Origin of the sequence: Enterococcus sp. 3H8_DIV0648 (assembly GCF_002140655.1) — a bacterium.
Lineage (GTDB): Bacteria > Bacillota > Bacilli > Lactobacillales > Enterococcaceae > Enterococcus_A > Enterococcus_A hulanensis.
Genome location: NZ_NGLG01000001.1, coordinates 5,420 through 23,806, shown reverse-complemented (window position 1 = coordinate 23,806; position 18,387 = coordinate 5,420). Strand labels below are relative to the sequence as shown.

Genomic DNA, 18,387 nt, shown 5'->3' with positions numbered 1-18,387 from the left:
GCAATCATAAATTTTCAAAAATATCATGACCGGCATGATCAATTTATTTTAAAACGAACTAGAGGAATTTTTATGCCAAGACGACTTCAACGGAAAAGAAAAAAACATAGATTAACAATCAGATTATCCCTTCTACTAATCATTATTCTAACGCTAAGCGGCCTTTATATTGAACATGCTCGCAGTCAACATATTGCAGCAGAAAAAGAAAAAATCGCGGAATCCAGTTTGCCAAAAACATCTGCTGATTCAACTACCTTACAAACAATAGAACCAAAAAACACTGTATCAGCCAGCATCGAACAGGCATTAGTAGCGAGAAATTTCAGCGGAACTGCCCTAGTCTTTCGACAGGGTCAAATAATTTTGAATAAAGCTTATGGGTGGAAGGATCAAGCAAAAAGAATCCATAATACAATTGATACACAATACTGTATCGGCTCTGTCCAAAAAGGACAAACGGCTTATCTGATCATGCAGGCAGTCAAATCAGGAAAATTATCCCTAGATCAAAAACTCAGCACCTTCTTTCCGCAAGTACCCAACAGTAAAAATATTTCTATTAAAGATATGTTGAATATGAGTTCGGGCTTGCGAATCGATGAAAAGAAGATCAGCGCCTTAAATACGACTGATTCAAATGAAATACTTGCTGAAACGCTTCGCCAAACCATCGCAGCACAAAATGCTGGATATTCTTACCAGCCGGTTAATTTTGTTCTATTGGCGGGCATTTTAGAAAAGCTTTACCAAACTGATTACAATTCTTTGTTTGATAAAGAATTGAAGGAACCGATGAAACTAAACGAAACCAGTTTTTATTCAGAAACAAATAAAGAACAGGCGCTCTCCTACTCTCAAGGCGCTGCTGGTCCAGAATACGCTCCAACAACTGCTTCTTCATATGCCGATGAACTAGGTACAGGAAATGTTTTTATGTCCGCAAGGGATTTATATACCTATTTCCAAGCGCTCTTTAATGAAGACTTTTTGACAAACCAAGAACGGACGGAACTCTGGCAATCTTATCCAGGCGAAAAATATGCCAGCGGAATCTATAATATGACGAATAGTTACCATACCCGTGGTGTAAAAGCCCGCTTTGAAAGTGTTGTTGATTTTTCTAAGGATGGACAAAGCGGTATCATCTTACTCTCAAATGTTTGGAATCAGCCAAAAGGTTACAACGACCTTGCTAGCCAACTATATAAGAAAGTCGCCGCTAAATCATAGCAGCGGCTTTCTTATAAATAAATATCTCAAGTCTTTTTCCATCAGAATTTTTCTATCCAAGCAGTTGACAAACAGCCTTTACTTCGCTATTCTATATCTTGTGTTAAATAACTATGCCGCCTTAGCTCAGCTGGTAGAGCACCACCATGGTAAGGTGGGGGTCGTCGGTTCAAATCCGACAGGTGGCTTCTTCTGAACGTTGATATATCAACGTTCTTTTTTTATCTCCAAGACTAATGTGCTGATTTAACCTCTTCGCAGTGACGAAACAGTGACGACTTTTCATAAATTAACTAGCATCAAAAAAATTAGAAAAACCTTCTGCCGAATCTTGATGTATTTAATGAATGATTTTTAGAACTACTCTTTCATATTAAAATGGACCCTAGATAATGGACACTGATAAAAAAACGTCAGTTGATCCTATTATCTAGGATCTTTTTGTCGTACAATCAAACAAATGAGGTGTGACTATGGGTGTCAATTACTTTACCAATGAACAAGTTGAAGAACTTCGGTGTAATCCTTATGTAGACAATGTTTCTGCTAAAGCTATTACTTATTCGGAAGAATTTAAACAACATTTTATCGAAGAAAATGCACAAGGGAAATTGCCCACCCAAATTTTTAGAGAAGCCGGATTCGATCCAAAGGTTCTTGGAAAAATGCGGATTGATAATTTTGTCAGACGGGCACGAAAAATGAATGATCGAGTCGAAGGATTCACTGATTTGCGCAGCCTTTCTTCCGGTCGTCCTCGAACCAAAGACCGGTCAACAGAAGAAGAAATCGCGTACCTTCGTCATCAAGTTGCGCTACAAAAGCAACAGATCGAAGCACTAAAAAAAACGAATTCTATCAATCGCAAGGCTGCCCAAGCTTCACGCAAGAAAAATTCCAACTCATCCAAACATTAACTACTCGAGACAACAATCTGTTAAACATCACGTGGCTATGCGAAATCTCCCAAGTATCGCGCTCTGGGTACTATTCATGGAAAAAGAATCAAGAACAACGCGATCAAAGAGACGTCAAAGACCAAGCAGATTTTGAATGGATTTTGAAGGCCTATCAAAAACGCAATAAAAACAAAGGCTCACGTGGAATCCACATGACCCTACTCCATATGGGGATTTTGATGAATCGAAAAAAGGTTCAACGTTTGATGCGAAAATTCAACTTATTCTGTCCAATTCGAAAGCCCAATCCTTATAAACGAATGGCAAGAGCCAAACAAGAAGCCGCAACGAAGCCCAACCTTTTAAAGCGTGACTTCAAAGCCAACGGTCCTCGAAGTTCTTTACTAACAGACATCACCTATCTCTTTTACGGAAGAGGGAAGAAGGCTTATTTATCCACAATTAAAGATTCTTTTACCAATCAAATCCTTTCTTATGTCCTCAGCGATTCGCTGGAGGTTGATTTTGTGCTGGAGACATTGAATCGATTGTTTGAAAATCATGAGATTCCTAAAAATAAGAAGACCTTGATCCATTCTGATCAGGGTCTTCACTATACAAGTATAAAATTTCAATCATTAGTCAGCGATTATGAACTTAGACAATCCATGTCTCGCCGCGGAAATTGTTGGGATAACGCGCCGCAGGAATCCTTTTTCGGCCATATGAAAGATGAATTACCCGATCTGCATCAGTTAAATTCCTTTCAACAGCTTCAAGAAGCCCTCGATGATTATATGGATTATTACAATAATGAGCGCTATCAATGGAATCTCGCAAAGCTTTCACCGAATCAGTATGATGAGTTCATCAAAACGGGAGAGTATCCGTTGAAAAATCTAGTGACCACATCTGAACTCCCAATGGTTCATCTGTCATAAAACACAGAAAAAACTAACGGTTCAGTACTTGAAAAGATCGTCCTATTCTTTCTGGATGACAAGAACCCGCACTCTATTTGAGTGCGGGGCTGTTCGTGCCGTCAGTCCTCCTATGAGCGAATCATAGATAGAAATCAACAGGATTTATACAGTTTTTTATTAACTGTCCTTGACATGGGGTCCGCTTTATATTTAGAGAGTAGTTTTTTTTTTCAAAGAGCGCAAGTGATTAACCTGCTTCGTATTATCGGTTATGAAATTCTATCAGTGTCAATATCTTTAATTTTCGTTATCCTAGTTAGGGGTAGCGTATCAGTTGCTGAGTGTTGCTCTTTATTCTGATATTTCGGATTCCTCAGTCTTCATAAATGGATTTAAACTCCATATGGTAATAGTTCAAATCCACTCTTTATCCATTGATCTCTTTCCATACGCGCTCAATCGCTTCATATGTTTTGTTGAACTCAGTAGAATGTTTTATCATCAATTGCCTTGTTAACTCTCCATTTCCGTCTCCCAATGATTCATACTCAGAGCTATTCAAATCATTTCTCTTCATTCGAATCATCCCAAAGTCCTCTTTATCCTTTACTCCTTTAAGTGCAGGATCACTCGTATTAACCGATACAAAAACTTTGTCTCCGTCAATACTGATCCAAAAAAGACCACATTTATAATTAGCCACCGAAATATTACCATTTGGTAAAAACATTGGATACTTGAGATCGTGAGCTTGGAAAGTGTAGCCGTTTTTTTCTAAATAGTTATTACTATCTGTATGTGTCCAATCTTTCAATTTTGCATTGCGGGGATAAACCATCGTAAACCAGTAAAGATTGTATACCAAGAATAATCCAAGCAAACAAGTACCAATGATCTTAAGTCCTTTATACCGCTTCAATTTTTTCCGTTCTGTAACGATTGTTTCCATAATTATAGGGTCCTCCTTCAGTAGCTGATCCAAAGAAAGCTCATAAAGTTCGCTAAGATAAATCAATTTCTCAATATCTGGAAACGTTCGGCCAGTTTCCCAGCTGGAAATTGTCCCACGAGAAACATGTAATTTTTCAGCCACCGCTTCTTGAGTCAGCTGATGTTGTATTCGATGCTTTTTTAATTTTGAACCGATGTCCATAATGTCCTCCTTTAATCTAAGCCTAATAAAAAAGGCGAAAAAAGCCTAGCTACATATTGTAGCATCCCGCCAAAACAACAAATTTACACACTTTTAGACCCTATAAAAATGCAGCATACATGGATTCTTGAAAGCAGGAAGTAAAAATAATCAGTTAAAATTTAGCTCTTTTCTCTCTAGTTTAACAATAAAGAAAATCGTATTGTAGTAAGTTCATCCTCTATTTCAACTTTCTCCAAGCCAGACTAAACCGTTTTTGTGTACATAAACTGTAGAATATCCTTAGCAAAAATATTGTCTCCTTGATATTTTCCCTAGCGATTCTTTAATTCTGAACTATTAGCGATAGAATCTATAGATCTATCATAATATACTTATCCCGTTTCTCTCCCAACATTTCTTGTTTTAGCTGAAAACTGCGTGGGGTCATCAGCTATTTCCCTTCACTAATATAGAAATTTCATATAATTAGCCAATCTCGAATCTACAGTCAACAATCAACTAAACGTTGGACGGTTGCAGCAGCGATCCCTTCAGCCCTTGCTTCTTTCATTGATAGATTGCCGTCTCTTTTTTCAAGCAGCTGAAATAGCTTGTCTTTTAGGATAATCCTCCCATTTTACAAATAAACTCTCTTAATTATACTATGAGTCTCGTTTTTAAGTTTCCTTCTCCATACCCAAAATCCGAATACTGATTTCTTCAGAGGTAACATCAAAGAAGGACCCGTTTAAATAATCAATCATCACTCGCATCTTCTTTCACACACAGTCGAAAATAGGTATCCAACTTTTCTTTTGCATTATTCGATTTGTAGCGGTATTCTTGCAAATCTATTGGTTCCAATCTCGCTTATATTTGAAATAGCAATTTTGGATTTTATGAAAAAATAGGAGGATAAATCGTTGGTATGAGCGAATTCTTAATTTTGTGTCCCTTCAAATTTATTTGTCGTTGCAATATAAAATGAAACGAACGATAACCCTAAAAGAATCCCGCCCAAAATATCCGTAATCCAGTGAACGCCTGATAAAATTCTGCCGACCACGATAATGCTCATTACGAGTAAGCAAAGAAAAGACATGATTTTTTTGATTCCCTTTTCTTTCTTAAATAGATAAAAGGCGGAAAGCAAAACGGCAACTGCAAGAAATGTATGACTCGAAGGATACGAAGCTTCTAAATGTCCCTCTACCAAAATCGGCCGATAATTGATGATCACTTTTTCAAAAAAGGCATAAACAATTGCTATCCCAAAATAAAGAAAACCCAGTTTGAGGATCTCTTTGTCCACCAGCGAAAGTTTCTTGCGAGCACATAGCTGATATAATCCGCGGACTGCAAAATACCCCATGATCAATAATGGAAAAACTCCTATGATCTCCGTTACTTGATACCAAAAATGACTGGTTCCGTTTTTATCAAAAAAATACTCATTGATTGTTGCATAGCCCACCTCAGAATGTTGCGATCCTACTTTTTGTACATCGATTACTTTCAAACTGATCGTATATAAAATAAAAAGTAAAAATAATCCCAACCCTGTTTTTAATTGCTTTTGTTTCGTATTCATAGACTTTTTCTCCTAATCTTTTTTATTTGGAAACTGCCCAAACAAAAAGTATCAAAATTGTCTATGTAAAAAAAGAATCGCACCGTCACAGACCTGTGACGATGCGTATCAATGCCTTTCCAATAGGAATAATCCTTTGATTGCCAGAATCATTAAGAGATAAGTCGAAGGATATGGATGTCCGGTCATAATGAAAAGCAGTATGCCCAACAATGTCAAAATCAGGGAAATCCTTATCATTGCTATCTGTTCTTTATGTGCAAAAATAATTTCAAAAACGCCATACAGCACAATTAAAATAACAAACACCAAGGAAACAGATTTCAAAGCAGCCGTTTCAGAAGACAGTTGCCACATCGAAACAAAGACAATATCCTTTCCTTGAGTTTGACCAAAAATAGGTAAAAAGAGTAATAAACCTGCCATACAATCCAAAATTCCTAACAGTAGATGTTGAAATTTTTGCTGCTGCTTTTTCTTATCGTTTTCCGCGATGGAGATCAGTTCGCTATTAGAAAGCAGCTCATCGATCGATACATCGAAAACTTGAGAAATGGCTTTTAAAGACTCGATGCTGGGAAAGCCCCTTCCTGATTCCCATTTGGAGATGGCGGTTCTTGAGATGAACAGCTTTTCAGCTAACTCTTCTTGGGTCCATTCTTTATTGTGACGCAATTGCTTCAGTTTTTCGTTAAAATCCACTTCCGTTCTCCCCATCTAATATTTTTTGCTTTATACAAATCATACCATATTAAAAAGCAGCTTTTATAAACAGAAAAAGCCCGAGAGAATTTCTCCCCGGCTCATTCAAAAGCATCAATTTCTTAATTTATTCATCTTCGTCATCATCACTATTGATTCGTTCGTTGACATGACAAATATTCGCTGCAGCAGATTCTACTAAATTCAGCTCAGTACCAATCAATTCGCTGTTGATGAAATCAATAACCATCGGCATATTCATCCCGGCATACAAATCAATAGACTGGCCTTCCAAAATCATTCGCGAAACAACATTGCATGGCGTTCCGCCCATTAAATCTGCTAGCACGACGAACTCATCCAACTCAGCAATCGCGGCTTCGAACTTTGCGCGAAAATCTTCTGCTGATTCTGATGGGAGTAGGCCGACTGTATGAATATTTTCCTGAGGTCCCATGATCATTTCCGTACTCTTTTTTAATTCTTCGCAAAAGAGTCCATGACTCACTAAAACTAAATGCTTGTTCATCTATTTTCTCCTTGTTTCTTTTGACGTGATAATTTTTAAACCATATATGATTTCTACAATACAAGGCAGAACCGATATATTATTTAGAGATCACACCTAATGCCGATAAAGCCACACAAACAACTAAGACAATAAAGATCGCTTTAGTAGATGTCATATTCTTTTTACCCAACATCCAGTAAACACCGCCGACGATACCGGCTGGTAATAGGCGCGGCAGGATCATATCTAAGTTGTTTTGCATATTAAGAGTCACGTCACCAATACTAGGAGCCCAAGAGAATTTTACATTGATCATGGTTGCGACTAGGGCACCTACCATGAATACCCCAAGTAAAGTTGCGGCATCAGTCAAGGCGGTCAAACGGTGCTGCATCGTTGTGACTAAAGAAATCCCTTCACGATAAGCAAACTCCAATTGTTTCCAGCGGAAAATCATGACTGCGATTTGGGCGATGATCCAGATAAAGATTCCGGTCGGATTTCCATTGATCGCCATGTTCGCAGCTAAGGCACCAAAGATCGTCGGAATCAGTGCTGCGAAAATCGAATCACCAATCGCCGCGAATGGTCCCATCAAACCGGCTTTCAACCCAGAGACTGTCTGTTTGCCGCCGATTCCTTCTTTTTCTTCGATCGCTAAGTCGATCCCGGTAATAATCGTGTTAAAGAAATTGGAAGTATTGAAGAATTGGGTATGAGTTTTCATGACTTCTTTTAATTCTGGTGTATCATCGCCGTAAATTTTACGTAATTGCGGCAAAATCGTATAAAGGTAGCCTGATCCTTGCATCCGTTCATAGTTCCACCCCAACTGGAAGGTGAACAAACTTCTGCGATTGATCTGCTTAAAATCTTCCTTTGTCAACTTGTAATTAGATTTCGTCATCTTCGATCTCTCCTTCATCTGAATCATTGGAAGCATCCTCTTTTTTCGGTGCAGGTGCATTTGGTATCATCTGACCATTCTTATAGCTGATCGCTGCCAAGGCAAAACCAACCAACGCGATTGCCAACATTGGCAGAGCATTGAAGACACCGTCAAAGTTTTTCACCACACCAGCTACACCGGTTCCCAAAACTTGCATATTCGTAAAGACGGTTCCCAATAAGGCAGTCAAGGTGAAGCCAAGAATCAAATAAGGAAAATGTTTTTTGACCGGCAAGTAACGTAATAGAATTGCAAAACCGACAGCTGGTAAAACCGCTCCGGCAACCGATAGGCCATCACCTAACCATTTCAGATCACCATTTAGGACAGCCACGACTTTTTCTACTAATCCGCCACCGAAAGCTAAGGCCAGAAAGACTGGAATCATTCGAGAGAGTGACCAAGGAAGTGCACCCATTAAGAAGTTTCGTTCGATCCCTTTATAATTCATTTCATCAACCAATTTGTCGATCCGATGTGCGAAGAACGTATTCGCAAAACGAGCCAAGATATCTAATTGAATCATCAAGCTGGCTACTGGTACCGCGATCGCAGCGATCGCTTGCTCGGGATTCATTCCTAATGCTACTGAGAAAGCGGTTGCTAAAATCGTTCCAGAATTGGCATCGATTTTTGAGGCCCCGCCAAATGTACCGACCCCTAGAACGGTCAATTGCATGCTGCCGCCAATAATAAGTCCGGCTTTCAAGTCTCCCATTACTAAACCGGCAAATAAACCGGCGAAAACAGGCGCACTTAATGAAGAATAAATCTGTAGTTCGTCTAAAATTTGATACCCTGCGTATAATGTTAATAATAAGATCTGCCACCATAAGATATCCATTCTTTTATTCCTCCTATTTCGCTAAAAGACTCATGAAGTCTTCTGCTTTGTCACTTGGGACCATTTGGGCAATCAAGCGAACACCTTTACTATTTAAATCCTTAAATACCTCTACATCTTGATCAACTACATTGATTGATTTCGTGATCGAGCGCGTTTCATTTGTTTGTGACATATTGCCGACGTTGATTTCTTCGATCGGTACACCTAATTCAACCAGCTTTAATAGGCGGTCTGGTTTGCGCACGACGATCAATAGCCGTTGGGAGTCATATTTTCCGGCCAAAATATTATGTGCTGCTTTTTCAATTGGCAAAACACTTAATCTAACACCAGCTGGAGTTGCTAACTTCAATCCGCTTTTTTCGATATCATTTTGAGCGACTTCATCGTCAATCACCATAATGCGTGAAATGTTCAATTTGGTCGTCCATAAATTTGCTACTTGTCCATGAATCAAACGTCCGTCAATCCTTACTCCGATAATACTCATGTTTATCCCTCTTTCATGTTTTTATATAGTGGTGCTTTAATTAACTGAATCGTTGGCTGATACATGCCTTCTGTTTCGAAGATAACGATTTCATTTATTCCTTCATTCAATAAACCTTTAGGAATATATAATGAAAGTGTTGGGCCCACTTGCCAAAAGCGTCCGATATTGGTTTGATTAACGAAAACAACACCTTTGCCAAACTGTGACAAATCAATAAAGCAATCTTCAATTTCAGTCAAAGGAACTTCATAGCGATAGAAGCTTGGTTGATTCGGCTGCCATTCTTTTGAATAATCAACGTTCTCACAAGAATCCAGCGGCAAGCAATACTGCCTCCAATTGGTAATAAAATGTAGATTCGCCATCACTCCAGTGCGTATGCCTTTTTTCTGGGTATCTGCAAATAATTTATGGCCATAATTGACTCTGCCCATATTTTCAATCAAAATATCGATTTGATTGTTTGCTTGGGACAGTTGAACATTAATATCTTCACCTATCTCAGTTTGATACTGTGTCGCCTGCAACTCATGATTTACAAAAAGCTGACTGCGGTCACGTCCATCAATCACCCTTAATCTTTCCTCTGCTGCATCTTTTTCAATCATCGTTCGATAAAGCAGGTAGCCCGTATTTTGTCCCAACTCCTCCATCGTTTGGGGATACTTCGACTGAGTCGGTTCACTTATGGTTTCTAACGTAGCAAAGAGACTCACTTTATCCGTTAGCGGAATATTTTTCTTTTCCAATGATTTCTTGACCAAAGGTTCCTTTTGTTGAAGCTCAGGATAATTTTCGCGAAGCATTTTCTGCAGTGCAAAATATTTCTCGGTCGGATTTCCCTGTTCGTCTAATGGTGCGCCATAATCATAAGAAGTGATTTGCGGCAAATCGATCACTCCGCGAGCAGAACAGCCATTCATAAACCCAAAGTTCGTTCCGCCATGGAACATATATAGATTGATGCTCCCTTGTGCCAGAACCTCTTTTACTGCCTCAGCCAATTCCTGCGGATCGCGTTGGATGATCGGTTCTTTCCAACGATTGAACCAGCCATCCCAAAATTCCATACACATCAGCGGCCATTTCTTGTCATATTCATCGAAGAAATGCTGCATCGAAGCAAAATTTTCTTTTGCCTTAGAACCAAAATTACCAGTCACTAAAATATCTTCGTCGATCATGCTGCCGGCTCTCAATGTCCCACGCCAAGGTCCATCCGATGTAAAGAATGGCACAGTTATCCCCCGCTCACTCAGCAAATCACGGACCGCACGTAAATACTCTTTCTCTTCTCCATAAGAGCCATATTCATTTTCAATTTGGATCATCAAGATATTGCCGCCATTAGAAAGCTGATGAGGTACGATTTTTTCCAGCAATACATCATAATAATCTGCCACATGCTTCAAATAGACAGCATCATTTGAACGAATACGAGCGGGTTCATTCAACAGCCAAGCTGGAAATCCGCCAAACTCCCACTCTGCACAAATATAAGGCGACGGTCGAACGATCGCATATAAGCCTAATTCCTGTGCAGTCGATAAAAAGCGTTCCAAATCTAAAATGCCGTCAAAATCAAACTGATTCTTTTTTGGTTCATGCAAATTCCATGGTACATAAGTCTCGACGGTATTAAAGCCTAGAGCTTTCAAATTATAAAGCGAATGGTACCAGTCTGAAGGATTCACTCGAAAATAATGAATCGCTCCTGATAAAATCTTAAACGGTTCGCCATTCAGAAGAAAATCTTCCTTAATTTCAAAAGTATTCACACACTTACTCCTTTTTTTGAAAGCGTTTTTAGTATATTAATATGCTAAATAAATCTAAATGAAAAGTCAACCGTTTCTATTTTCTCGCGTTGTGTTAAAATCAAGCCATAAAGGGAATTTGAAAATCTCTAATGAAATTTTTAGTCCCTATTCATTTTTTGGAGGAATCATATGGCAATCCCTAAATACCAACTTATAAAAGATGAGCTTAAACAGCAGATCATTTCCGGTAAATTTGAAAATGGTGATAAATTTTATACCGAGGCGGAACTTGCTGAAATGTTCAAGGTCAGCTCGATCACAGTCATTCGGGCGTTAAATGATTTAGTTAAGGACGGTTTTATCGTCCGCCATCAAGGCCGCGGCTCTTTTGTTTCGCGGGCACGTAAAGGAAAATTAGTTGAGTTTTCCGATATTGAATTATTCCCGATCAGTCATGATCAGGTACAGGTCTTATCGATCGAACGCGGCAATGATCCTAAATTTTTAAGCAAATTAGGATTGCCGGACACCGTTTTTTATTACTGCATCGAACGGCTGCGGACAACTAAAGGTATTCCCTACATTTATCAGCGAACGTATTTACCCGAGCAATATGTGAACTCAAATTATCCAGATTTGAGCTATTATAATTCGATTTATCAACGCTTCAAATTGGATTACAATATTCACATGAATGAAGAAGATTTCACGGAGACAAATGAGATCAAATTTCCTACGCCTGCTGAAAAGGCGGAAAAATTACGAATCCCTGTCGATGAACCCACCGTTTTACAAGTTCGTGTAACGAAACGAAAAGAAACACAACAAATATTGGAATATGTCGAAAGCTATAAAAAATGGAACTTTTACAAAATTGAGCTGGTCTCAAAAAATACGTAACCTTAAGATCGAGCTAGCGCTCGATCTTTTTTACTTCAATTTTGGCAAAATGCTGCTCGACATTGGTTGGATCGACGTGGCCTGTCCTTCTTTCTTGAGCATTGGCCATGCCAGTTGCCATACACATCTTTAGTAGTTCCTCAGGCGGCATTGCCTGTGACACCCCGTAAGCGAAGCCCGCGATGGTCGAATCACCAGAACCCACAGGATTTACGACTTTGATCGTGGGGATCGTTACTCGATAAAAATTCTCTTTATGTTTAGCGATTGCTCCAGCCTTACCTAAGGAAACAATAATCCATTCGATTCCTGCAAATAAGGGTTGGGTTAAGGCCGTTTGAATCTCTGCCAAATGATCAAGAGAAAATTTTTGCTCCAGCAAAGCTTCCAATTCTTCTAAATTCGGTTTAATTAAAAAGGGCTTTTGTCGGCCTGCCAAGACTTGTCTCAGACTTTCACCGGAAGTATCGACTAGTACCTTCACGTCTTTTTCATGCGCAGCTTGAACGAGCTTTTGATAAAAATCCTGCGGCAAACCTTTCGCTAAGCTGCCAGATATGGTGACGATCTCGGTTTGATCTAGCAGCTCTGCAAATTTTTCTAAAAAGGCGCTTTGCTCTTCTCCTGAAATCGTCGGTCCGGCTTCCAAAATCTCTGTCTGATTGCCTTCATGCAAAATAGCAATCGAATCCCGCGTTTCCTCTTTGATCGGTGTAAAGGCTTGTTTGATGCCAGCTTTTTTTAGTTCAGCGGCGATAAACGCACCATGAAAGCCGCCAAGTACACCAGCAGCAAGGACGTCGCCGCCTAGATCATGAATCACGCGAGTCACGTTAAGTCCTTTTCCGCCAGCCGTTTTAGTCACCAGACTAGTTCGATTCACCGTGTCGATGTTCAACCTTTCCAGCGGATAGGAAATATCGATCGAAGGATTCATCGTTACTGTTACTATCACGAGCTCGCCTCCTACTTTACGACAGCTTCTTCGGCCACCTGTACTTTGTCATACCAAGGGCTGGCAGTTTTTACCAAAACATTATTCAAGCTTTCGATATTCGCGCGGCCTTCCGTTTCAAGCCATTGGCGAGCGGCCGTTTCACCAGATTCGATGAAAGGCTTCACACCATTTTTCCAGGTTGCGCGGCCACATAAAACACCGTTGAAAGTCGAACCAGATTCCTTAGCGAAGACTAACGTTTGCTGGAACAATTCCGTTGAAACACCGGCGCTTAGGAAAATAAACGGCAGGTCCGTTGCTTGGCTTTGTTCTAAGAAGTAATTCGCGGCTTCCTCTTTCGTGTAGGCCGCTTCTTCAGTTGCGAAGCCTTCGACAAAATTCATATTGACGGGTACTTCAACCTTTAATACATCCACTTTATACTGTGGCTTCGAAAATTCCTTCATCATTTGATTGACTTTATGAGGCTTCACTTTGGCATATTCAAACGAAGCGGAATCTTCATTTTGAGCATCATAGGAAACTAATTCTAAATAGAAGGGTAAATCTTCCTCTGCACATTCGCTGCCTAATCGCTCGATGAATACATGCTTTTGCTGATTGATTTCTGGGTCTTCATCGACATCATAATAAAGCAGAAACTTAATCGCGTCTGCTCCTTGTTCCTTCAGGCGTAAAACAGACCAGTCAGCTAATAAATCCGGTAAACGTCCTGGTGTGGTCGCGTCATAGCCGGTTTTTTCATAAGCCAGCAATAAACCGGCTTCTTTATGGCGCGCTTTTGCAGCCGGCAAGCCGTATTCAGGGTCCAATAAAATTGATGAAGCATAAGGTGTTAATTCACTAGAAACCAATTCCTTAAAGTGTTCAATATGTTCATCCGTCGGCTCTGTATCCAACGCTTTGATCATCTTTTTCAGTGCTCCTCGTTGATCGATCGCCAAGGCGCTGATGATCCCGTCTTTTGTTGATAAGCGATCCATCGCCGCTTTTTTACCTGCTGTCAATATCCGCATGGCTCTTCCTCCCAGTTCGTTCTTACTTGTATTCATGAATCGTTACACCTTTTACCACACGGTTAACCGTTCCCGTTGGTGACGGCGTATCTGGTTTATTGGCAACTTTAATAGATGTCAGCAGCGCAACAGTTTGAGCAACCATGACATAGGCCAATGCTAGATAGCCATCCGGCAACGATTGTGCGTCAGCTGCGAATTCAAATTTATCGCCAGAAAAATTCCGGTCACCTAGTTGAGTGATGGCAAACACACCTGAAGCGATTTCATCTCCGCGAACCTCTTCTAAGACATCCAAGTCATAATCGCGGGTGTACGGATCATTATTGATAAAGCCGAACATGATCGTTTTTTCATTGATAAAGGATTTGGGTCCGTGACGGAAGCCCATCGATGAATCGAAGACTGTCGCGATCTTGCCTGCGGTCAGCTCCAGAATCTTCAATTGTGCTTCCCGAGTTAAGCCAGACAAGCTGCCTGAACCAACATAAACGATCCGTTCAAAATCAAGCTCTACGATTTTTTCGATCTCATTTTCACGAGCCAGAACTTCTTTTCCTAGACTGCTTAATGTCGCAACATACTTTTGTTTTTCCGCTAAAGCAGTTTGATCAAAAGTCAACAATGCGCCTAGTGTCATACATGAAAAGCTGCCGGTCATCGCGAAACCATCATCATTGGAACGAGCAGGCATCAGGAATAAGAAGCTGTTGGCATCACTTTTACTGATTTGAGCCAATTGTCCTTCTGCGGCACAAGTAATCGAGAGATGATGGATCGTGTCAACAACGCGATTTGCGATCTCAACTGCGGCTAAACTTTCAGGACTGTTTCCGCTTCTGGCAAAGGAAACGAGCAGAGTCGGTTCCTCTTTGATCAGATATTCCTGCGGTTCTGCCACGATGTCGGTCGTCCCGATACTTTCAAAGTTAAACTCTTGTATGTTTCCATGCTTGCGCAAATAGGGAACAACTGTGTCACCGACATATTGCGACGTTCCTGCACCGGTAAAGACCACGCGGGTCCGTCTGCCTTGCGCTTGTTTTCGAACTTCTGCTAAGAATTCTGCTAATTCTGTTTGTAGTGTTTGATACCCTTCAATGGTCTCTTCCCATAATTCAGGCTGTTGGCGAATCTCACGAGTCGTGATTTCAGCGCCCAGCTGTTCTAACTTTTCTCTTGCTACTGTAAACATGCTTCGACACTCCTAACTATTTCGAATATGGCGAATCTGATAATGAAATTGATCCGCACGAGCGACACTCAAAGTAAATTCAATCATTTCATTTTTCATATTATAGGTCTGACGAGCTAAATGAAGGACTGGTGCCCCTTCATGAATCATCAGCTGCTTCGCGTCATCCTTTGAAGCGATACTGGCATACAATTCCTCATCGGCTAAGCGAACGGTTTGATCGAAATCCTCTGAAAATAGATCATAAAGCGGTTTGCTCCGTAAAAGCTGATCGTCCAAGGACAAGAAAAACTTCACCGGCAAATAAGTATCTTCGATCATCAAGGGCTCGCGGTCAGCGATACGCAGCCGGCTTAGTTTGAAGACAGCCTCGCCTAGCGAAAGATTGAGATGCTGAGAAATAAATTTGTCTGCTTCGATTTTTTCAAAAGATAAGATCCTCGTCTCTGGATGGCGCCCGAGACTTTTCATCTGTTCCGTAAAACTATAGGCGCCCGCTAAGTCCGCCGCATCTTGCTTGATATCGGAGACAAAGGTACCTTTTCCGTGACGGCGATAAATATAACCGGTATTTTCCAATTCCTGCAGAGCTAAGCGAACCGTCGTCCGGCTAACTCCGTATTGTGCTGTCAATTCTCGTTCAGACGGCAGCTTATCATGAGGAATCATGCTTGTTTCCATCCGTTCCTTCAATAGATCGACAAGCTGATGATACAAAGCTTTGTTTTTAAAAGAATTTTCCATGGGATTCTCCTTCTTTATGACTGGTTATAACCACAAACCAATAGTAAGGTGGTTTTTAAAAGCTTGTCAATAAAAAATCTTGTAAAAAAGTTCATTATAGCTACAATCATTGAATTAACAACGTTTCCTCTGACTCATTCTTTTGCAATAAACACTTTAACTTCCTCACGTCGCTTCGATTTTCAAAAAAATCGAACAATAATCTAATACCAGTTAAGGAAATAGCCAGCCAATCCTCTGTTTTTAAGCATAAAAAAAGTGCCGACACGCTGGTCAGCACTTTTACTACGATTACATTATTTATTAAAAAACCAGAACCGGCGTTCCAACCTCAAGGATCGGATAGAGTTCATCCATTTTAGCCGGCGGGGTATTGATACAGCCATGCGAACCACGATACAGCCACAAATCGCCCCCATAGGCATATTGCCAATCAGAATCATGAATACCGACACCCGTCTTATCGATCGGCATCCAGTAACGGACCGGACTAGCATATTTAGAGCCGTCATCGTTCAAGCCTCGCAAAATTTGATCCGTTGATTTGCTCGTCACGTAATTCACTCCCGGCGGAGTCGGCGTCGACGGCTTTCCGCTGACGATATCTGTTTCAAATTGAAGTTTTCCTTCTTTGTAATACCACATATATTGGTTTTGCAGATCTACTTCCACATAAGTATTGCCGATACTTGTCTGAATATCTGGGACTTCACTTTCGACGACTGGTGTACGGTTGAAGTTCTTCCCTTTTAAAATCTGAGCACTTAAAGCCGTCACCTCTGAAGGAATATCGATCGTCCAGCTATAAATGCCGACTGGTACAGCAACTTCTCCACGTTTGGTACTGTTAAAAGGTGTGGGATTTTCCATAGTATTGTATTCAGCATTTAAGTTGGTGACAAAAGCCTTAACCTTCTCTTGATCAAGCTGCATATCCGCTTTTTCATCCGTTGTTAACCAACTTGCAAGTTCTTCAGCAGGAATGGTAATTTGCTTCCCGTTGATCGTATAGCCCGCCTCTATTTTAGCCAATTGGTTCATTTGGTCTTTTAATTTTTTTAACTGGCTATCCTCTTTAGTCAGAATCGGTTGTGCGTAATAATCCTCGACGTTGACTGTCTGCTTCCCATTTTCTAGATTTTTGATGAGAGCCTTTTGTGCAGCAGCGACATCGATCGTATCTCCCTGTTTTTCGGGAACGATCACAAAATCGCCTTCACGCCATTCGATCTTCGCATTGGTTGTCGGTGTACGCGTCACGTTCTTTTGCAGGATCTCGTTGCCTAAATTTTCGACCAATTGATCGACATGGGCTTGATCATAGCTGCTGGGAAGTTCGTGCCGGCTTCCTAATAAATTGGTTATTCCCCAAGCAAAGGGAGTCTGCTGCTGCTTAATCTTCATGAGTGCAGTCGAATGATCCTTCTGCCAGCCAAGCTCGCTCCGCTTAATTTTCTTCCATAATTTGTTATCAAGCGAAATCGCCACAGATGCTTCGGTTAATTCCGTATTGATTTTTTCGTTTGCCTGTTCAATGGTCAATCCACCCACATTAATATTATTGACCTTGGTCTTCGGCAACAAGCGTTCTGCGTAATGAACACTCTTATAAGAATAGAAACTAACAAACACAAGTAAAACTACCAAACAAATAATTATGATCCTTTTCGTTTTCTCCTGAAAAAAATCTTCCCCAAACCTTTTCAAAAAAATTTCCTCACTTTTCCTGATTGAAATTGTCCTATTCCAAAGCAGCTACCCCTGCTGCCTCAAAAAGGTTAAACCTTTTACTACCCTCATATTCTACCAAAAAAATAACGAGCTATGTCTAATAATTTGTGTTTTTTTTGTGAAATACTAGCAAATCCATCGAAAAAATATTTTTGCAGAGCATTTTCACCTATAATCACCGAAAAAATAGCTTTCAAATAATTGGATCTCCGAGAAAAGAAGTCGAATGTAATCCACGATTTTGTCTGATCGATTATTTTCATGTTTCAAAACTAACATGAAAAAGTCGATCATCTATCCGGCGATTGGGCTGCTCGATCGCCATCTGGATCTTTTCAGCATAAGCCTTACCTAACTCTCGGTAAGGCTGGCGGACGCTTTTGATCTGCGGGCGAACGAACTGAGTGACCTCGCCGCCATCAAATCCAACCACCGTGATTTCTTGATCCAAAATTTTCCCACTATCATAGACAGCCTGATAGCAGCCGATCGCCACCATATCATCACAACAAAAGATCGCACTTACCTCCGAGTGGCGCAATAATTCCGTTGCCCCTTGATAGCCGCCCGCTATAGTCAACGACCGCTTTTGAATGTACTTTTCTTCTATTAATAAACCATGATCGATCAAAGCCTGATGATAAGCCTCATAACGCTCCCCCAAATGATAGTGTTCGGAATTATCCATAATCAATCCAATATTCCGATGGCCCTTGCCGATCAGCCATTTGATTGCCTGATAAACACCAGTATATTCGTCGATCTTCACGGTCCCATAGTAGCCTTCGTTCAACCCGCGG

The 18,387-nt window shown here is 40.5% G+C and carries 17 protein-coding genes, 1 tRNA gene and 2 pseudogenes; 5 read left to right on the top strand and 15 right to left on the bottom strand.

What is annotated here, in order from left to right; all coding sequences use genetic code 11:
- The first annotated feature begins 72 nt into the window (after positions 1 to 72).
- The 4 genes and pseudogenes from A5875_RS00140 to A5875_RS00125 form a co-directional block, all read left to right on the top strand.
- Entirely contained in the window at positions 73 to 1,233 is a 1,161-nt protein-coding gene (locus A5875_RS00140) for a serine hydrolase domain-containing protein (RefSeq protein WP_088931733.1), read from the top strand.
- Positions 1,234 to 1,348: 115 nt separating this feature from the next.
- Positions 1,349 to 1,421, top strand: a tRNA-Thr gene (locus A5875_RS00135).
- Positions 1,422 to 1,706: 285 nt separating this feature from the next.
- Positions 1,707 to 2,150, top strand: coding sequence for an HTH domain-containing protein (locus tag A5875_RS00130; protein ID WP_088931732.1), 444 nt, complete (start codon positions 1,707 to 1,709; stop codon positions 2,148 to 2,150).
- Positions 2,129 to 3,073 (top strand): annotated as a pseudogene (locus A5875_RS00125) (IS3 family transposase); the annotation flags it as partial. The gene A5875_RS00130 and the pseudogene A5875_RS00125, both read left to right, overlap by 22 nt.
- Positions 3,074 to 3,482: 409 nt before the next feature.
- On the opposite strand, the gene A5875_RS00120 reads toward A5875_RS00125, so the two are convergent.
- The 9 genes and pseudogenes from A5875_RS00120 to A5875_RS00085 all read right to left on the bottom strand — a co-directional run bounded on the left by A5875_RS00120 (position 3,483) and on the right by A5875_RS00085 (position 11,061).
- Complete coding sequence (locus A5875_RS00120; RefSeq protein WP_088931730.1) at positions 3,483 to 4,208, bottom strand: helix-turn-helix domain-containing protein; 726 nt, start codon at positions 4,206 to 4,208, stop codon at positions 3,483 to 3,485.
- 496 nt (positions 4,209 to 4,704) lie between these two features.
- Positions 4,705 to 4,815: pseudogene (locus A5875_RS24285) on the bottom strand (type IV toxin-antitoxin system AbiEi family antitoxin domain-containing protein); the annotation flags it as partial.
- Between the two features lie 315 nt (positions 4,816 to 5,130).
- Positions 5,131 to 5,781: a phosphatase PAP2 family protein gene (locus tag A5875_RS00115; RefSeq protein WP_088931729.1), complete on the bottom strand. Its 651-nt coding sequence runs from the start codon at positions 5,779 to 5,781 to the stop codon at positions 5,131 to 5,133.
- Positions 5,782 to 5,889: 108 nt separating this feature from the next.
- On the bottom strand, positions 5,890 to 6,483 hold the full coding sequence (locus tag A5875_RS00110; protein ID WP_088931728.1) for a helix-turn-helix domain-containing protein: 594 nt from the start codon (positions 6,481 to 6,483) through the stop codon (positions 5,890 to 5,892).
- 127 nt (positions 6,484 to 6,610) lie between these two features.
- Positions 6,611 to 7,012 (bottom strand): PTS sugar transporter subunit IIA, encoded by a 402-nt coding sequence (locus A5875_RS00105; RefSeq protein ID WP_088931727.1) that lies wholly within the window; start codon positions 7,010 to 7,012, stop codon positions 6,611 to 6,613.
- A gap of 79 nt (positions 7,013 to 7,091) precedes the next feature.
- Positions 7,092 to 7,901 (bottom strand): PTS system mannose/fructose/sorbose family transporter subunit IID, encoded by an 810-nt coding sequence (locus A5875_RS00100; protein ID WP_088931726.1) that lies wholly within the window; start codon positions 7,899 to 7,901, stop codon positions 7,092 to 7,094.
- Positions 7,888 to 8,787, bottom strand: a complete 900-nt coding sequence (locus A5875_RS00095; RefSeq protein WP_088931725.1) for a PTS mannose/fructose/sorbose/N-acetylgalactosamine transporter subunit IIC — start codon at positions 8,785 to 8,787, stop codon at positions 7,888 to 7,890. The genes A5875_RS00100 and A5875_RS00095 overlap by 14 nt, the downstream gene beginning before the upstream one ends.
- A gap of 13 nt (positions 8,788 to 8,800) precedes the next feature.
- Positions 8,801 to 9,280: a PTS system mannose/fructose/N-acetylgalactosamine-transporter subunit IIB gene (locus A5875_RS00090; RefSeq protein WP_088931724.1), complete on the bottom strand. Its 480-nt coding sequence runs from the start codon at positions 9,278 to 9,280 to the stop codon at positions 8,801 to 8,803.
- Positions 9,281 to 9,282: 2 nt separating this feature from the next.
- Positions 9,283 to 11,061 carry a glycoside hydrolase family 35 protein gene (locus A5875_RS00085; protein ID WP_088931723.1) on the bottom strand — a complete coding sequence of 593 codons (1,779 nt, stop codon included), beginning with the start codon at positions 11,059 to 11,061 and terminating at the stop codon, positions 9,283 to 9,285.
- A gap of 171 nt (positions 11,062 to 11,232) precedes the next feature.
- Between A5875_RS00085 and A5875_RS00080 the strand changes: the two genes are divergently transcribed.
- Positions 11,233 to 11,943: a GntR family transcriptional regulator gene (locus A5875_RS00080; protein WP_088931722.1), complete on the top strand. Its 711-nt coding sequence runs from the start codon at positions 11,233 to 11,235 to the stop codon at positions 11,941 to 11,943.
- 13 nt (positions 11,944 to 11,956) lie between these two features.
- On the opposite strand, the gene lacC is transcribed toward A5875_RS00080, so the two are convergent.
- The 6 genes from lacC to A5875_RS00050 form a co-directional block, all read right to left on the bottom strand.
- Positions 11,957 to 12,898 carry a tagatose-6-phosphate kinase gene (gene lacC, locus A5875_RS00075; protein ID WP_088931721.1) on the bottom strand — a complete coding sequence of 314 codons (942 nt, stop codon included), beginning with the start codon at positions 12,896 to 12,898 and terminating at the stop codon, positions 11,957 to 11,959.
- A gap of 11 nt (positions 12,899 to 12,909) precedes the next feature.
- On the bottom strand, positions 12,910 to 13,917 hold the full coding sequence (gene lacD, locus A5875_RS00070) for a tagatose-bisphosphate aldolase (protein WP_088931720.1): 1,008 nt from the start codon (positions 13,915 to 13,917) through the stop codon (positions 12,910 to 12,912).
- A gap of 22 nt (positions 13,918 to 13,939) precedes the next feature.
- Positions 13,940 to 15,112, bottom strand: a complete 1,173-nt coding sequence (gene agaS, locus A5875_RS00065; RefSeq protein ID WP_088931719.1) for an SIS domain-containing protein — start codon at positions 15,110 to 15,112, stop codon at positions 13,940 to 13,942.
- Between the two features lie 12 nt (positions 15,113 to 15,124).
- A complete protein-coding gene (locus A5875_RS00060; protein ID WP_088931718.1) occupies positions 15,125 to 15,856 on the bottom strand; it encodes a GntR family transcriptional regulator in 732 nt (243 codons plus the stop codon).
- A gap of 303 nt (positions 15,857 to 16,159) precedes the next feature.
- The gene (locus A5875_RS00055; RefSeq protein ID WP_088931717.1) at positions 16,160 to 17,563 is read right to left on the bottom strand and encodes a L,D-transpeptidase family protein; all 1,404 of its coding nucleotides are present in this window, start codon (positions 17,561 to 17,563) and stop codon (positions 16,160 to 16,162) included.
- A gap of 283 nt (positions 17,564 to 17,846) precedes the next feature.
- Positions 17,847 to 18,387, bottom strand: a 541-nt coding sequence (locus A5875_RS00050) for a substrate-binding domain-containing protein (RefSeq protein ID WP_141108313.1), incomplete at its 5' end; no start/stop codon positions are given.

Coding starts and splice junctions, on each gene's coding strand:
- A5875_RS00095 (WP_088931725.1), bottom strand. CDS start 8,787: ATGGATATCTTATGGTGGCAGATCTTATTATTAACATTATACGCAGGG.
- A5875_RS00100 (WP_088931726.1), bottom strand. CDS start 7,901: ATGACGAAATCTAATTACAAGTTGACAAAGGAAGATTTTAAGCAGATC.
- A5875_RS00105 (WP_088931727.1), bottom strand. CDS start 7,012: ATGAACAAGCATTTAGTTTTAGTGAGTCATGGACTCTTTTGCGAAGAA.
- agaS (WP_088931719.1), bottom strand. CDS start 15,112: ATGTTTACAGTAGCAAGAGAAAAGTTAGAACAGCTGGGCGCTGAAATC.
- A5875_RS00115 (WP_088931729.1), bottom strand. CDS start 5,781: ATGAATACGAAACAAAAGCAATTAAAAACAGGGTTGGGATTATTTTTA.
- A5875_RS00120 (WP_088931730.1), bottom strand. CDS start 4,208: ATGGACATCGGTTCAAAATTAAAAAAGCATCGAATACAACATCAGCTG.
- A5875_RS00140 (WP_088931733.1), top strand. CDS start 73: ATGCCAAGACGACTTCAACGGAAAAGAAAAAAACATAGATTAACAATC.
- A5875_RS00090 (WP_088931724.1), bottom strand. CDS start 9,280: ATGAGTATTATCGGAGTAAGGATTGACGGACGTTTGATTCATGGACAA.
- A5875_RS00060 (WP_088931718.1), bottom strand. CDS start 15,856: ATGGAAAATTCTTTTAAAAACAAAGCTTTGTATCATCAGCTTGTCGAT.
- lacD (WP_088931720.1), bottom strand. CDS start 13,917: ATGCGGATATTGACAGCAGGTAAAAAAGCGGCGATGGATCGCTTATCA.
- A5875_RS00080 (WP_088931722.1), top strand. CDS start 11,233: ATGGCAATCCCTAAATACCAACTTATAAAAGATGAGCTTAAACAGCAG.
- A5875_RS00130 (WP_088931732.1), top strand. CDS start 1,707: ATGGGTGTCAATTACTTTACCAATGAACAAGTTGAAGAACTTCGGTGT.